This is a genomic window from Ruegeria sp. AB7 (assembly GCF_056542625.1).
Genome location: NZ_JBQGAC010000004.1, coordinates 255,195 through 270,347 on the forward strand (window position 1 = coordinate 255,195; position 15,153 = coordinate 270,347).

The 15,153-nt window shown below is 57.4% G+C and carries 12 protein-coding genes; 7 read left to right on the plus strand and 5 right to left on the minus strand.

Annotation, left to right across the window (positions count from 1 at the left end; all coding sequences use genetic code 11):
* Window positions 1–80: 80 nt before the first annotated feature.
* Complete coding sequence (locus ACR0EN_RS13085; RefSeq protein WP_170404458.1) at window positions 81–437, minus strand: hypothetical protein; 357 nt, start codon at window positions 435–437, stop codon at window positions 81–83.
* A 176-nt stretch (window positions 438–613) separates the two neighbouring features.
* Between ACR0EN_RS13085 and ACR0EN_RS13090 the strand changes: the two genes are divergently transcribed.
* The 3 genes from ACR0EN_RS13090 (at window position 614) to ACR0EN_RS13100 (ending at window position 2,917) form a co-directional block, all read left to right on the plus strand.
* A complete protein-coding gene (locus tag ACR0EN_RS13090) occupies window positions 614–1,447 on the plus strand; it encodes a bifunctional allantoicase/(S)-ureidoglycine aminohydrolase (RefSeq protein ID WP_170511358.1) in 834 nt (277 codons plus the stop codon).
* Window positions 1,448–1,549: 102 nt separating this feature from the next.
* A complete protein-coding gene (locus ACR0EN_RS13095; RefSeq protein ID WP_170397457.1) occupies window positions 1,550–1,873 on the plus strand; it encodes a hypothetical protein in 324 nt (107 codons plus the stop codon).
* 54 nt (window positions 1,874–1,927) lie between these two features.
* Window positions 1,928–2,917, plus strand: coding sequence for a glyceraldehyde 3-phosphate dehydrogenase NAD-binding domain-containing protein (locus ACR0EN_RS13100; protein ID WP_170818097.1), 990 nt, complete (start codon window positions 1,928–1,930; stop codon window positions 2,915–2,917).
* A gap of 39 nt (window positions 2,918–2,956) precedes the next feature.
* Here ACR0EN_RS13100 and ACR0EN_RS13105 read toward each other — a convergent pair whose 3' ends face one another.
* From ACR0EN_RS13105 to puuE, 3 genes are all read right to left on the minus strand, one after another.
* Window positions 2,957–4,384: a nucleobase:cation symporter-2 family protein gene (locus ACR0EN_RS13105; RefSeq protein ID WP_170424357.1), complete on the minus strand. Its 1,428-nt coding sequence runs from the start codon at window positions 4,382–4,384 to the stop codon at window positions 2,957–2,959.
* 67 nt (window positions 4,385–4,451) lie between these two features.
* Window positions 4,452–4,937, minus strand: coding sequence for an ureidoglycolate lyase (locus tag ACR0EN_RS13110; protein ID WP_170564627.1), 486 nt, complete (start codon window positions 4,935–4,937; stop codon window positions 4,452–4,454).
* Window positions 4,934–6,352, minus strand: coding sequence for an allantoinase PuuE (puuE, locus tag ACR0EN_RS13115; RefSeq protein ID WP_480587109.1), 1,419 nt, complete (start codon window positions 6,350–6,352; stop codon window positions 4,934–4,936). Before puuE ends, ACR0EN_RS13110 begins: the two co-directional genes overlap by 4 nt.
* A gap of 163 nt (window positions 6,353–6,515) precedes the next feature.
* Here puuE and uraH point away from each other — a divergent pair, with 163 nt between their 5' ends.
* Window positions 6,516–6,872 carry a hydroxyisourate hydrolase gene (gene uraH, locus ACR0EN_RS13120; RefSeq protein ID WP_170564621.1) on the plus strand — a complete coding sequence of 119 codons (357 nt, stop codon included), beginning with the start codon at window positions 6,516–6,518 and terminating at the stop codon, window positions 6,870–6,872.
* Window positions 6,873–6,874: 2 nt separating this feature from the next.
* Here uraH and ACR0EN_RS13125 read toward each other — a convergent pair whose 3' ends face one another.
* Entirely contained in the window at window positions 6,875–7,789 is a 915-nt protein-coding gene (locus tag ACR0EN_RS13125) for a LysR family transcriptional regulator (RefSeq protein WP_170818101.1), read from the minus strand.
* A gap of 95 nt (window positions 7,790–7,884) precedes the next feature.
* On the opposite strand from ACR0EN_RS13125, the gene ACR0EN_RS13130 reads away from it, so the two are divergent.
* From ACR0EN_RS13130 to ACR0EN_RS13140, 3 genes are all read left to right on the plus strand, one after another.
* Window positions 7,885–9,108: a urate hydroxylase PuuD gene (locus tag ACR0EN_RS13130; RefSeq protein WP_480587112.1), complete on the plus strand. Its 1,224-nt coding sequence runs from the start codon at window positions 7,885–7,887 to the stop codon at window positions 9,106–9,108.
* A 153-nt stretch (window positions 9,109–9,261) separates the two neighbouring features.
* Complete coding sequence (locus tag ACR0EN_RS13135; RefSeq protein WP_480587115.1) at window positions 9,262–11,067, plus strand: autotransporter assembly complex protein TamA; 1,806 nt, start codon at window positions 9,262–9,264, stop codon at window positions 11,065–11,067.
* Complete coding sequence (locus ACR0EN_RS13140; protein WP_480587118.1) at window positions 11,067–15,149, plus strand: translocation/assembly module TamB domain-containing protein; 4,083 nt, start codon at window positions 11,067–11,069, stop codon at window positions 15,147–15,149. The genes ACR0EN_RS13135 and ACR0EN_RS13140 overlap by 1 nt, the downstream gene beginning before the upstream one ends.
* Window positions 15,150–15,153: the final 4 nt, after the last annotated feature.

Consider the following 15,153-nt stretch of genomic DNA (forward strand, 5'->3'; position numbering starts at 1 on the left):
GGGGCCTGCGGTCAAATTAGCTGGAGCAAATCACAAGGGTGCAGCTGTGCTAGTTCGGGTGCTGGCCAGGGCACCGACCTTTAAGGTGTCAGGATCCAGTTCCCATCAGCGGTCTTGCAGCGGCGCGTTCTGATATCGCGGGCCTGTGCAGCACCTTCAGGCTGCACAAAGTGCTGAAGTATCACACAATTGCCCTGAACGCTTTGCACGCGGATTGTCCCCTTCGAGCCGGTGTCCTGATTGAGCCAAGCCCTCTCCTGCCCCACGGATGGAGTGCCCGTCGACAGCAACGCGTTTGAGGTGTCGTTCAACACCTCAAAGTCAGCGGGGCTCAACCCCATTTCCGCGATGATTCGGGAAAGTGGTTTAGCCTGTGCTATTCCACCCACCCCCAGAAAAAGTGCAGCAACCAGCGCTGTGTAAACAAAGGCTTTCATCAAAGGGCCTCGCCGATTTGAATGACTTTCACGTCCATAGATATACCTCTATGCGTGTGCGGCCAAGCCCCACTTGGCCACCTTCAAATTATCCCGAACAAACCTTTCGCAAGGCGGGCGCTAGGTCCGCCCGTGAGATCGCCTCATATTGCCCCCAGACGAAGCAGAGGCATTTGATGACACATCCTAACTATTATGCACCGACAGGCGGACATCCGGGGCAAGAGCAACTGTTGACCGACCGTGCCATGTTCACCGATGCCTATGCGGTAATCCCCAAAGGCACGATGCGCGACATCGTTACCAGCTTTCTGCCTTTCTGGGAGAATACACGTCTTTGGGTCTTATCCCGGCCTCTGAGTGGTTTTGCCGAGACATTCTCGCAATACATAATGGAGGTGCAGCCCGGCGGTGGCAGCGATACGCCCGAAACCGATCCAAATGCGCAAGGGGTGATCTTCGTGGTCGAGGGCAGCGTCACGCTGACCCTGAACGAAGCGGATCATGTTCTTGAGATCGGTGGATATGCCTATATCCCCCCGGGCAGCGACTGGACGCTGCACAACCATGGCGATTCAGTTGCCCGGTTCCATTGGGTGCGCAAGGCTTATGATGCAGTGCCCGGCCTGCCCGCCCCTGACCCGATCATCACCAATGAACGCGACGTGGTACCCAACGAAATGCCCGGCACCGAAGGCCGCTGGTCTACCACCCGCTTCACCGATCCGCAGGACCTGCGTCACGACATGCATGTCAACATCGTCAATTTCGAACCCGGTGGCGTGATTCCCTTTGCCGAAACCCATGTGATGGAACACGGCCTTTATGTGCTTGAAGGCAAGGCTGTTTACCGGCTCAATCAGGATTGGGTCGAGGTCGAGGCCGGTGACTACATGTGGCTGCGCGCTTTCTGCCCACAGGCCTGTTACGCAGGCGGACCGGGACGGTTTCGCTATCTGTTGTACAAGGATGTGAATAGGCACATGCCGTTGTCTGTACCGTCTAGGTAGCTGACGATCGGGGCTTTACCGGGTCAAGTTCAGGTAAAGGGGTTCACAGAATCGCTGGAATCTGATGAAATCAAATGAGTTTTCAGCACTGGAGATTGTTCGATGTTACTGCGCGGTACGATGATTGCACTGGTTGCCACCCTTGGCCTTTCGGCGTTCAACGCCGCCCCGGTCGCAGCCAAGGAAGAAACCAAATCCGTTTTCGTCATGAGCCGCACATGGGCGGTGACGCAGGTCTCGGACGCGCCTGTGGTTTATCGGGCGACGCGGGATAATAACAATCTGAACCCCTTTGGCCCGCCGCCACGTCTTCGCACCATCCAGGCAATGGCCGCGATACAGAAGGCGACCGGCTGCAAGGCGATCTATTCCAGCATGTATCAGAACATTTCGGGCCAGTTCTTTTCGCAGGTCAGCTGCAACTGAAATTGGTACAATACTTTGATTGAGATCGCCTGATCTGCCTGCCATAGCTTGCGCATGAAACTCGCGATCAACGGATTCGGCCGTATCGGCCGCACCATTCTGCGTCAGGTCTTAAGCCTGCCGCAGCATTCGGATGTAGAACTGGTGCTGATCAACGATATCGCACCGCTGGAAACATGCGCATACCTGTTCAAATATGACAGCACGTTTGGCCCCTATCAGGGTTCGGTCACGACCGAAGGTGAAGCACTGAATATCGATGGCCGCGTTATTCTGGTGTCTCACAGCGCCGATTTGGCACAGGTCGATCTGTCCGGCGTCGATGTCATGCTCGATTGCACCGGCATCGCGCGGACATCCGACGTGGCCAGCCGGGGTTTGACTGCCGGGGCGAGCAAAGTGTTGATTTCCGGCCCCTCACCCGCAGCCGAGGTCACGGTGGTATTGGGTGCAAACGAAGATCAATTGGGCAGTGCACGGATCGTGTCGAACGCATCCTGCACCACGAATGGGCTGGCGCCGCTCGTCAAGCTGATCGATGAAATCGGCGGGCTTGTGTCCGGGCACATGACCACCATCCACTGCTATACAAACAGCCAGCCGATGGTCGATGCGCCACGCGGGGATTTGGCCCGATCGCGCGCCGGGGCATTGTCGATGGTGCCCACGACCTCAAGCGCGACGCATTTGATTGATATCGTCTTGCCAGACCTGGCCGGTCGTATGTCGGGGGCCGCGGTGCGTGTTCCGACGGCCAGCGTATCTGCCGTTGATCTTGTCGCCACGCTAGAACGTGGCATGAGCGCAGATCAATTCGAGCAAGCGTTTCGCGACGCGGTCGCAGCTTCGTCCGTGCTGGGCTGGACTGATCTGCCTTTGGTTTCATCTGATTTGCGGTCCCGCCCTGAGTCACTGGTAGTGGCGGGGCCCGAGACGCGCATGATTGGAGAGAGGCAGATCAGGGTTTTTGGCTGGTACGACAATGAATGGGGGTTTTCAGCCCGCATGCTGGATGTCGCGCGCCTAATGGCAAACGCCGGGTAATCCGCAGCGCTGAAGCACGCTGCGGATTTCTTCAAGACTTCAATCGTGAGGTAGGCTACCCGCCCCGTGACCGGCCATACCTCCTGAAACCTCTTCAGTCGATTCTTCGGCCAATTCTTCTGGCAGGACCAAATTCAGTACAATGGCGATCAGCGCTGCGGGCAGCAGGCCGCTGGTCATCAGGATACGAAGTGTATCAGGAAGGTGCTGAACCGCGCCGGGTTCCAGCTGCAACCCAAGACCGATCGACAGCGAAATCGCAAAGATCACCATGTTGCGACGGTTCCAATCCACGTCTGACAGCATCGAGATACCTGCCGCGACCACCATGCCGAACATGACGATCACACCACCGCCCAGCACTTCGATAGGCACGGTGCGGATAATTGCCCCGACTTTTGGCACAAGGCCACACAGGATCAGGAAGATAGCTCCACAGGTCACGACATGGCGACTCATGACGCCCGTCATCGCAATCAAACCGACATTCTGGCTGAAGGACGTATTGGGAAACCCGCCAAACATACCGGCAATCGCTGTTCCGAAACCATCTGCATAAGTCGCGCCCGCGATTTCCTTGTCGGTTGCTTCGCGACCTGCACCACCTTTGGTGATTCCCGATACGTCACCGACGGTCTCGATGGCCGAGACGAAAGACATGAGACAAAAGCCGATCACGGCGGCCAGAGAGAACTCAAACCCATATTTGAACGGTACGGGCAGAGCAAAAGCTGAGGCGCGTGACCAACTTGTGCCAATGGCCTCGAACGTCACCATCCCGACCATCAGAGCATAGACGTAGCCGATGGCCAAACCAACCAGTACGGCAGACACCGACAGCATACCGCGTGCAAAGAACTTGAGGCCAAGCGTCACAACAACCACAACCAGTGCAGCCGACCAGTTGAGCAGCGATCCATACTCAGGAGTTCCAATCGCAGGCACACCACCAGCGGCGTATTGTATGCCGACCTTGACCAGCGCCAAACCGATCATTGTTACGACAAGTCCGGTGACCAGCGGCGGAAGCGCAAACCGTATCTTGCCTATGAAGAGGCCAAGAAAGGCATGAAACAAGCCGCCAACCAGGACACCGCAAAACAGCGCCCCTAAGGCATCCACGCCTTTTCCGGCGACCAGAGGGATCATGATGGGCAAAAACGCAAAGCTCGTTCCCTGTACAATCGGCAGAGCCGCTCCGACCGGGCCAATCGTGATAGTCTGCAGCAGTGTCGCCAGCCCTGCAAACAGCATCGACATCTGGATCAGGTACAGCAGTTCGGGAAAATCCGGGGAGTTCGACCCAAATCCAAACCCGGCAGCACCCGCCACGATGATGGCCGGTGTCACGTTCGAGACGAACATCGCCAATACGTGCTGAATGCCCAGCGGTATCGCCTTGTGCAAGGCGGGTGTGAAGTTCGGGTCCCGAAGCTGTTCGGGCGTCCCTATCGAAGTTTCAGCCATGATCTCATTGTCCTCCCTAAGATCCAATGGGGTTCTTACCGCTTCTCTGGCGGCTTCGGTTCTGGTTTCAGCGGTTGACCACCTCGTATGGTGTGCTGAACCAGTATTCCTCCAAGTTCGGGCCTTCCCCGATCCGATCAACGACTGCGAACAGACCGGGTCCATGCAAGGGTGTCAGGACTCCGTGCCATGTTCCCCGGTGATAGTTCACCGCCTGTCCTGGCTGTGTAATGAACGCGCGAGGACGACCCGGTTGCCCCTCCTCATCCGGGGCGACGATCACGAGAAAGGGCTGGTGAGTCATCGGAATGAACGCCTGGCTGCCGTCGGGATGACGCTCAACCATCGCTAGCTGATAAGGCAGTTCGCGTGGGTTTGCATTGAACAGGCTGATGCCCGCTTGGGCATCACCGAAATCCAGCCTTGCCCGATCATGATACCGCCCGCACTGGCCCTGGTTGATGATCTTGTCGGCCTCACCTGACACATCAATCAGATCACCAAACGGTGCGAAAGCTTCGGCCGAGATCGGTTCAGCGACAATCCGTGTCATGAGGGCAGCACATCGCGAAGACGGAACTCGGCAATCCGCTCGACCTGTAGGCAGGCCTCGGCGAACTCGGTTTCGCGATCCTGTTCGATGCGCCGTTCGAATGCGTTTAGGATCGAAGCCTTGTTGTGGTCCCGTACGGCAACGATGAACGGAAAGCCGAATTTTTCCGTATAGCGCTGGTTCAGTTCGGTGAAGGTGGCGCGTTCCTCATCCGTCAGCGCATCAAGCCCTGCCGAGGCTTGCTCGGACGTACTTTCCTGTGTCAGCCGCTTTGCCTGCGCCAGTTTGCCTGCCAGATCAGGGTGGGCCGTCAAAACGCCCAACCGTTCCTCGGTTGAGGCGGACCGGAACATGCGGGTCAAAGCATTGTGTAATCCGCCTGCCGTGTCATGCGCCGCGCCCAATTCCAGATCATAGGCGCGCTCGGCGATCCAAGCGGAATGCTCGAAGATACCTCCATACGCAGAGACGAATTCTTCGCGGCCCATTTGCGAGGGTTGTGGACGCTCAGCCGCCGGGTGCTTTTCGGCCCAATGCTCGGCAATCTGCAATCGCGTTGCGAACCACACGTCCGAGAACCCACGCGCGTAATCCAGAAACCGTTTCAGCGCCATGACGCGTCCCGGTCGCCCGATCAGGCGACAGTGCAAACCGATCGACAGCATCTTGGGTGCACCAGCCTCACCTTCCGAATAAAGCGCATCGAAACTGTCTTTCAGATATGAATAGAACTGATCCCCGGCGTTGAACCCCTGTGGCGTCGCAAAGCGCATGTCGTTGCAATCCAGCGTGTAGGGAACAATCAACTGATCCCGACCACCGGTTTGCATCCAGTAGGGTAGATCGTCTGCATAGGTATCGGCAACATAAGCAAAGCCACCTTCCTCGGCGACCAGACGCACGGTGTTGTCCGAACAGCGCCCAGTGTACCAGCCGCGCGGGCGATCCCCTACAACTTCGGCATGCAGACGGATCGCTTCGGCGATCTGGGCCCGTTCTTCTGCCTCAGGCATATCCTTGTGCTCGACCCATTTCAGGCCATGACTGGCAATCTCCCACCCTGCCGATTTCATCGCCGCAACCTGATCTGGCGAACGCGCTAACGCGGTAGCCACACCATAAACGGTGATCGGTAGGTCTTTCATCAAGCGATGCAGGCGCCAGAACCCCGACCGCGAGCCGTATTCATAGATCGATTCCATGTTCCAATGACGCTGGCCCGGCCACTGCGCCGCCCCAACGATCTCGGACAAGAAGGCCTCGGACGCAGCGTCCCCGTGCAGAACACAGTTTTCTCCACCTTCTTCGTAGTTCAACACAATCTGCACAGCCAGTTTCGCCCCGCCAGGCCATGCGGCGTCAGGTGGGTTGGCTCCGTATCCGATCATATCGCGGGGGTAACGAGGCGGCTGCATAGGGTCTTCCAGTCCGATTAGGTGTTTTGACAGCTTTACCGCAGAAACGGTCTATTGATTATCAAATCAATCCGAACACTGTTTCCACTTCTTTCGGCATTTCAACCATTTTGCGGTTTGGCCCAGACTGTGGCACACCAAAAGAAACACATAGGAGAGACCCTTGGCTGGCTATCTGACAACCCACGTTCTCGACACGGCGCGCGGCTGCCCCGCTGAGGGGTTGAAAATCGCGCTCTACAAAGTGTCAGGGAACTCGCACCGTAAACTGGTCGAGATCGAAACCAACGCGGATGGCCGAACCAATAGCCCGATCTTACCGCAGGACGACTTTAAAACCGGCACTTATGAGCTGATATTCTTCGCCGGAGATTACCTGCGCGCGACGGGTCAGGATGGCGATGATCCTCTGTTTCTGGATCAGGTGCCGATCCGCTTTGGCATGTCCGATGCGGACGCGCACTACCACGTTCCGCTGCTGTTGTCCCCCTACGGCTATTCGACCTACCGGGGTAGCTAGCCCTAGACTTCGGCGCTTCGAACCACTTTGCCGATCCGGTCAATCATGAAATCCATAAACAGCCGCGCCTTCGGGTCCTGATGGCGGCGATGCGTATACAGGCAGGCCATTTGCACGGGAACCGGAGGCGTCTTCATCGCCACCGGGATCAGCCTCCCCGCCTTCAATTGCTCTGACACCTCAAAAACGGGTTTCATGGCAATACCTTGCCCGGACAGCGCCCAATCGGTCAAAACATCACCATCGTCACATTCATACCTGCCCGAGACAGCAAATCGTTTCGGGCCATCGGGAGTTTCCAGCATCCACTGAAACTCTGCCGCGCCGGGGAAGCGTAGGTTCAAGCATTCATGCTTGCCTGAAATCAGATCGGATCCAGCTTCTGGCATCCCACATCGGCTCACGTAATCAGGGGCTGCACATAGCACACGCTGGCAATCCGCAATCTTGCGAATGCGCAATGTGCTGTCTTCGGGCTGACCGATGAAAAAAGCCAGATCCAAGCCTTCGGTGGTCAGATCAACCGAGCGGTCTGTCAGTCTTAGACGCACATCAATCTCAGGGTATTCTGACAGAAAATCAGGTACATGAGGCGCCAATAACCGGCGCCCGACACCTAAAGGTGCGGCAACAAACAGAGACCCGCGGGGGGCTTCGGTCAGATGCGTGACCTGGGCTTCTGCCTCATCAACTGCATCCAGAACCGCAACCGCGCCGGGGTAGAACGCCCGTCCCTGTTCCGTTGGTGTCAGGTTCCGGGTTGTGCGCTGAAACAGGCGTACTCCCAGATGATCCTCCAACTGCGAAATTCGCGCCGACGTCACCGCAGGTGAAATTCTCATATCCCGCCCGGCGGCTGACATGCTGCCCAAGTCATAGACCCGGACAAAGGTTCGAATGTTGTCGAGATAGGACATCTTATCGTTTTTTTTGATACAGTTTGACAATATACGGGAATACCGAAGAAAAGCCCGTTTGCCTAGTGTGGCGCAACGCAATCGGAGACATAAGCATGTACGACTTCGCCGTGTTCTGGGATTGGATTGGTTTTGGCGTGCGCTGGTTGCACGTTATCACCGCGATTGCCTGGATCGGATCATCCTTCTACTTCATCGCGCTGGATCTTGGTTTGAACCGCGATATCCCCGGACCGGCGGACGGCGAGGAATGGCAAGTCCATGGCGGAGGATTCTATCACATCCAGAAATATCTCGTCGCTCCGGAGCGTATGCCCGACCACCTGACCTGGTTTAAATGGGAAAGCTACGCCACATGGCTCAGCGGTGCCGCGCTACTGATGATCGTCTACTGGGTAGGCGGAGAGCTCTATCTGATCGATGCCCAAAAGGCGGATCTGGCGCTATGGCAAGGCATATTGATCTCGGCTGCCTCGCTGACTGTCGGTTGGCTGGTCTACGATTTTCTTTGCAAGTCGGGATTGGGCGAGCGTCCGACATTGCTGATGGTTCTTCTGTTCGTGCTGCTGGTGATTATGGGCTGGGGTTATAACCAGATATTCACCGGTCGCGCGATGATGCTGCATCTGGGGGCCTTCACGGCCACAATCATGACCGCAAATGTGTTTTTCATCATCATGCCAAACCAGCGCATTGTGGTGGACGATCTAAAGAACGGGCGCACACCTGATCCGAAATACGGCAAGATCGCCAAGCTGCGTTCGACCCACAACAACTATCTGACATTGCCGGTCGTGTTTCTGATGTTGTCGAACCACTATCCGCTGGCATTTGCGACCGAGTACAATTGGATCATCGCCGCGCTGGTCTTCCTGATGGGTGTCACGATCCGGCACTATTTCAACACCCGCCATGCGCGCGCTGGAAACCCAACCTGGACCTGGTTGGTAACGGCTTTGCTGTTCATGACCATCATGTGGTTGTCGACCGCTTCGATGAACGACCCGTTGGAAGAGGCCGAAGCACGGCAACTAACTCCCTACGAACAGAAATTCGCATCAGCGGATGGCTTTGAAGAAGCACAGGACATAGTTCTGGGTCGCTGTTCTATGTGCCACGCGCGCGAGCCTGTCTGGGAAGGCATCCTGTGGGCACCCAAAGGTGTCCTGCTGGAAACAAAAGCTGACATTGCTCAGAACGCGCAGCAGATTTATCTGCAATCCGGCGTCACACATGCCATGCCTCCCGCGAACGTGACCTATATGGAACCTGAAGACCGGGATGCGATTGTTCGCTGGTTCCGAAATGCCAGTCTGTAGCGGATTGGCACACGAGTTTGCCAATAAAAACACCTGAACTTTGTTTAGTTCTTCCCCTAAGCGCCGTCAGATGCTCTAAATGAATTCAACACGCCGCATTCGTTTTGTTTCGCGGCCATAGCGATTTCGACTTGGGGCAGTTGGAGCCATACAATGACAGGGAGCAGACCGCGCAGCGATCTGAGAGGCTGGCTTTTTGGTGCGTTTGTGGCCTTGTCCCCCAATCTTGCTACCGCGCTAGAAACGACCCTATCCGCCCCTGGTGCATCTGAAGATCTGGTCGACCGCTTGGAAGAGACTTCATCCATCTTCACCTCGGAATCGCGTGGTCTTGATACGTCACTGGAAATACTGTCGGCAGCTTTGTCCGACTACCGCACCATCGTTCAGATCATGTACGACGAAGGCTATTTCAGCCCCGTCGTCAGCATCAAGCTTGACGGGCAGGAAGCCGCCAAAATCAATTCGCTGAACGTTCCAGCCCAATTCAAACGGGCGACTATCCTTGTCACACCAGGGCGGAAGTTCAAGTTCGGAACGGCTGTCGTGCAACCGCTGGCACCGGGCACGGAACTGCCCGAAGAGTTCGCCACGGGCAAGACCGCGACCACCAGAGCGATCCAACAGGCGGCCTCGGCGGGGGTGCAGGGCTGGCGCGATACAGGCCATGCCAAGGCGGAAGTGGAAGATCAAAAAGTGATAGCGCGCCATGCGCAGGCACGGCTGGACGCGACAATTGATCTGGCTCCGGGGCCAAGGCTGCGGTTCGGTAAAATGATCATTCAGGGCGATACAAATGTCCGCCATCGATCGATCGAGAAAGTCGCAGGCTTCCCGTCGGGTGAGGTTTATTCGCCTGAACAGGTCCAAAAGGTTGGCACCCGCCTGCGGCGCACCGGCACATTCGCTACGGTTTCGCTCAAGGAACATGAAGAACCCAACCCGGATGGCACGCTTGATTTCGACGCGACGTTTGAAGACCTGCCACCGCGCCGCCTGACCTTTGGGGCCGAGATTGCCTCGCGCGACGGGGTTGATCTTACCGCTACGTGGACCCATCGAAACGTTTTCCGGCGAGCCGAAAGGCTGCGGTTCGAGGCGGCAATCCGCAATATCGGCGGTGCCGAGGATATCGATGGACGCATTGGTCTGCGGCTGGATCAACCTGATCGTCTGGGCCCTGACGACAATACATTCTGGAGCGCGCTGTTGGAGCGGCGCAATACCGAAAACTACAACGTCACCGTCGCCTCGCTTGCATATGGTGCACGCCGCACATTCTCTGACCGCCTCTACGCCGAAGCCTCGGCAGGTTTCCAATGGTCGGACGCAGATGACGCCTATGGCGATGGGCGCAAGTTTCGATACTTCATTCTTCCGTTCCGGTCAGAATGGGATGAACGCGACAGCAAAGTCAGTGCTACGCGCGGTTATTATCTAGACTCGCAAGTCATGCCCTTTGTCGGGTTCTCCGGGTCGGATACCGGCCTGAGAATGTTCTTTGACGGTCGCGCCTATAACGATCTGGGCACCGCCGGTCGGCTGGTGTTGGCAGGCCGGGTGCAGTTGGGATCGGTCCTCGGACCTCCGGCAGATGGTGTGACTCCAGATTTCCTGTTCTTCTCGGGTGGTGCCGGTACAGTACGGGGTCAGCCATTTGAAAGCCTAGGTATCCCCGTCGGGGATGGTGTCGCCGGTGGCAAATCCTTTCTGGGGCTCTCAGCCGAGGTCCGAGGCAAAGTCACTGACGCAATCTCGTTGGTTGGGTTTTATGACTACGGTGTGGTCGACACGTCCTCATTCATCGGCGGCGGCGCGGAAGAGCATTCTGGCGCGGGCCTTGGAATCCGTTATGATCTGGGCGGCTTCGGGCCCTTGCGCTTTGACCTTGCGGTGCCGGTTCAGGGCGATACGGGTGACGGGCTGCAATTCTACCTCGGGATCGGGCAAGCCTTTTGATGCGTCGCGTTGTATATCCCCTGTTGCTAAGTTCAGCAGCGATCACCGTTCCCATCGCGGCGACCGCTCAGGACGAGGGCGGCAGCATGATCGAGCAGTTTCTGCAAGATACCCTGTCTGGTGATGATCAGAATGTGCGGGTGATCGGCCTTGAAGGAGCTCTGAGTTCGCGTGCGACGATTCAAGAAATCACAGTCGCCGATGACGACGGCGTCTGGCTCACCATTAAAAACGCTGAATTGGACTGGAACCGATTGGCACTGCTGCGCGGTCGGTTCTCGGTCAACACACTATCGGCGCAGGAAATCGATATCGCCCGCGCACCCGGTACAACAACTAAGGACGCACCGCCCCCTTCAGCCGAAACCCAACCCTTCCAACTACCTGAGCTTCCGGTTTCGATCGAAATCGGAGAGCTGCGCGTCGATGACCTGTCTTTAGGTGAGCCGCTGATCGGCGTCGCTGCCGAGCTTGCCGTGAACGGCAACCTATCGCTGGCTGATGGAACACTGGATACTACGCTGGATATCGACCGACTGGACCGCGCCGGGGACACGATTGATCTGAAAGCAGGCTTTCAGAACGACAGCCGCCAGATCGATCTGGACTTGACCGTAGCCGAAGCATCAGGCGGTCTGATCGCAACGGCCCTGTCCATCCCCGATGCCCCGCCGCTTGAGCTGACTGCAAAAGGCTCGGGGCCGATAACGGATTTTAATGCTGATATCGGTCTAAGCAGCGATCAGCAGCTTCGCGTGTCCGGTCAGGTACGACTGCGCACAGCCGAAGAGAGTGGCAACGCTTCCGATGGAATCGCGTTTACTGCCGATGTCGGAGGCGACCTGACGCCGTTTCTGGCCGAAGAGATGGACACGTTCTTCGGTACCGACACACGGCTGTTTGTAGATGGGCGCACCCATTCTGACGGGGCGCTGGATATATCGGATATCGAGATTACCTCGGAAGCGCTGGACCTCAAAAGCGAACTCAGCCTTGCTTCGGGTGGTGTTCTGAAACTGGTCGCCCTGCAAGGTCGTATCACACCGCCGGAAGGTGACAAGGTCGTTCTGCCCGTCAGCGGCGGCGATACGTCAATCGGCGCGGCTCAGATTTCGGCCTTGTACAATACCGAGAATGGCAATCTCTGGGACCTGAGCCTGACGACCAACAAGATTGAAACCCCCAACCTGAACCTCGATCATGCACGGATCAGCGGGCAAGGCACGCTAGATCAATCCAGCGGGCTGTCGGTCGATGGCGATCTGCAGGCTGTGCTCGATGGCATTGATCTGACAGATGTCGCACTGAATGCCGCCGTCGGAAATCAGATCACACTGGATGGACAGTTCGAGTACGGCAGCGACCAGACATTGCAATTGTCCGGGGTCGAACTGGTCGGCAGCGACTATACTCTAGACGCTGATGCGTTGATCAGCGGGCTTGCGACCGGGTTGCAGGTTGATGGCACGGCACTGCTGCAGGCGACCGACCTGTCGCGGTTCTCGGACCTGGCACAGCTTCAGCTTGGTGGCGAGGCTTCGGTCCAGGTGGCTGGAAAGGGCTCGCCACTGGAACGCAGCTTTGACGGCAAGGTCACGGTGAATGGGCGTGATCTGGTGACCGGGCGTGACGATATTGATCCAATGATCACGGGTGAAACCGAAATCGTTCTGGATGCCAAACGCGACACCGATGGGGTAACAATTCGCGATTTCACCGTGAATGGCGACGCTCTGACAGCGCAGGCCAGCGGCACGGTCACGACGCCAAATGGCAATCTGACAATTGACGGTCAGGCCAGCGTGAACGCCCCCGATCTGGCGGTGTTCTCAGGCATCGCACAGCGTGATCTGGCGGGCGCATTACAGGCCCGGCTGGATGGCAAAGGCACCGTACAGACGTTGGAATTCGACGGCCAAGCCAGCGTGATCGGAACAAATATCGAAACCGGGATGAGCGAATTCGACCCGCTGTTGAAAGGCCGGACATCAATCAATCTGGACGGTGCGCATTCGGGCAACCAAATCGTTATTCGAAACGCCACGGTCAAAAGTGCTGCTCTTACTGCCGAGGTGGGCGCAACCATCAATGACCCCACCGGAAACATCACGGTGGATGGAAGCGCCAAGCTGAACGCCCCCGACCTGTCTTTGTTCTCCGGCCTCGCCGGGCTTGATCTGGCCGGGTCGATTGATGCCGACGTCACCGGTCGGGCCGCGCAAAGCAGCAAGGCCTTTGATATCAAAGGCAACCTGAGCGCAGACGACCTTGCCACGGGTATCCAAGCCGTAGATGCGTTGGTACAGGGACGAACCACGCTGAACGTGGATGCCGCCAACGATGATCAGGGGCTGAACATCCGCACTTTCAGTCTGAACGGAACCGCGCTGACTGCAGATGCATCGGGCCGATTGGATCGGGAGGCAGGTGGCCTCGATTTCTCGGCCATGCTGGACGACATCGGCCGTCTATCTTCGACATTGTCCGGGCCGCTCACGCTGGATGGCAACGTCGCCCCGACAGGGTCCGGTTTGGAAGGCAATGCGCGCCTGCAGGGACCTGATAGCTCGTACGCCAATTTAACCGGAACCGTAGAAACCGGTGGCACCGCGGATCTAAATTTTGACGCCCGCCTGAATCGGGTCGAACGTTTTGTGCCCGATTTCCCCGGAACCGTCGCCGCCAGTGGTACCGCCCGCCGCGACGCCGGGATGTGGACCATCGACGCAAAGGCTAATGGCCCCGCCGATATCAATACAACAGTTGCCGGGACCTTTAACGAAACCAGCGGCGAAGCGGACCTGAAGATGCAGGGCGGTGTCAACATCGGTATCGCCAATGCATTTATCTCTCCCAACAATCTGGCCGGTACTGCCCGGTTCGACCTGGCCTTGAAAGGGGCACCTGCGCTGGATGCGTTTAGCGGAACGATTTCAACATCCGGCGCGTCGATGGCCTTGCCCGATGTGGGACAGACAATCACTGGCATCGGGGGTTCCGTAAACATCGCGCAAAGCCGCGCCACGATTGCACTGCAGGGTGGGTTACGAGCGGGCGGAGGGTTTACCGTCAACGGCCCGATTGATCTGACGCCACCCTTCAACGCCCAGATAACCACAGCGCTCAACAATCTCGTGCTGACAGACAAGCTGCTCTATGAGACCACATTGAACGGTCAGATCGCCCTGACCGGGGCATTGGCCGGTAACAGTTCGCTGGCCGGGCAGATCAACTTTGGCGAAACCAACATCAATCTTGCAGCCGCCGCAGGAGCAGTCGGCGCAGCACCAATTCCGACGATCCAACACTTGAACGAAAGCCGTGCCGGTTTCGTAACGCGGGAACGCGCCAATCTGGTGGAAACCGAGGATGAGACTAAAAGCAACTCGCGCATGTCGCTCGACATCGGATTGCTTGCACCCAAGGCAGTTTTTGTCCGAGGACGCGGCGTGAACGCGGAACTGGGCGGTCGCATACAAATTGGTGGAACTACAACTTCTGTTGTGCCGTCAGGCCAGATTGAGCTTATCCGCGGTAATATCGATATCCTTGGTCGCCGCCTTGCGCTGACTAAGGGTGTGGTCACCCTGCAGGGTGACCTGACGCCATATATCGAGTTTGAATCGTCCTCCAGCACCTCGGACGGCACCGCAACGATCGAGATCGCCGGGCCGCTGGACTCACCCGAGGTCGACGTATTCTCAGATCCTGAACGCCCGACCGAGGAAGCGCTAGCAATGCTCTTGTTCGGCAACCGGTTCTCAGAACTGTCACCGTTTGTCATTGCGCAGATGGCGGCCTCATTGGCCCAACTCAGCGGCGCCGGCGGGGATACTACCAAAGGGGTGCGCGAGGCCACGGGCCTGGACACTATCGACCTTGGCGCGACTGAGGGCGGTGGGGGCAGCCTTGGTGCGGGCGCATATCTAAGCGACAATCTCTACACCGATTTCACCGTCAATACCGAAGGTGACACCGAGGTGAATTTGAACCTCGACGTCACCGACAGCTTCACGGTTCGCGGCACCGTGGATGGCCGAGGCGAGACGGGTTTGGGTATCTTTTTCGAACGCGACTACTGAAAAT

Excerpts from the sequence above, each read along its gene's own strand:
- ACR0EN_RS13085 (WP_170404458.1), bottom strand. The coding sequence starts at position 437 with ATGAAAGCCTTTGTTTACACAGCGCTGGTTGCTGCACTTTTTCTGGGG.
- ACR0EN_RS13090 (WP_170511358.1), top strand. The coding sequence starts at position 614 with ATGACACATCCTAACTATTATGCACCGACAGGCGGACATCCGGGGCAA.
- ACR0EN_RS13095 (WP_170397457.1), top strand. The coding sequence starts at position 1,550 with ATGTTACTGCGCGGTACGATGATTGCACTGGTTGCCACCCTTGGCCTT.
- ACR0EN_RS13100 (WP_170818097.1), top strand. The coding sequence starts at position 1,928 with ATGAAACTCGCGATCAACGGATTCGGCCGTATCGGCCGCACCATTCTG.
- ACR0EN_RS13105 (WP_170424357.1), bottom strand. The coding sequence starts at position 4,384 with ATGGCTGAAACTTCGATAGGGACGCCCGAACAGCTTCGGGACCCGAAC.
- ACR0EN_RS13110 (WP_170564627.1), bottom strand. The coding sequence starts at position 4,937 with ATGACACGGATTGTCGCTGAACCGATCTCGGCCGAAGCTTTCGCACCG.
- puuE (WP_480587109.1), bottom strand. The coding sequence starts at position 6,352 with ATGCAGCCGCCTCGTTACCCCCGCGATATGATCGGATACGGAGCCAAC.
- ACR0EN_RS13125 (WP_170818101.1), bottom strand. The coding sequence starts at position 7,789 with ATGTCCTATCTCGACAACATTCGAACCTTTGTCCGGGTCTATGACTTG.
- ACR0EN_RS13130 (WP_480587112.1), top strand. The coding sequence starts at position 7,885 with ATGTACGACTTCGCCGTGTTCTGGGATTGGATTGGTTTTGGCGTGCGC.
- ACR0EN_RS13135 (WP_480587115.1), top strand. The coding sequence starts at position 9,262 with ATGACAGGGAGCAGACCGCGCAGCGATCTGAGAGGCTGGCTTTTTGGT.
- ACR0EN_RS13140 (WP_480587118.1), top strand. The coding sequence starts at position 11,067 with ATGCGTCGCGTTGTATATCCCCTGTTGCTAAGTTCAGCAGCGATCACC.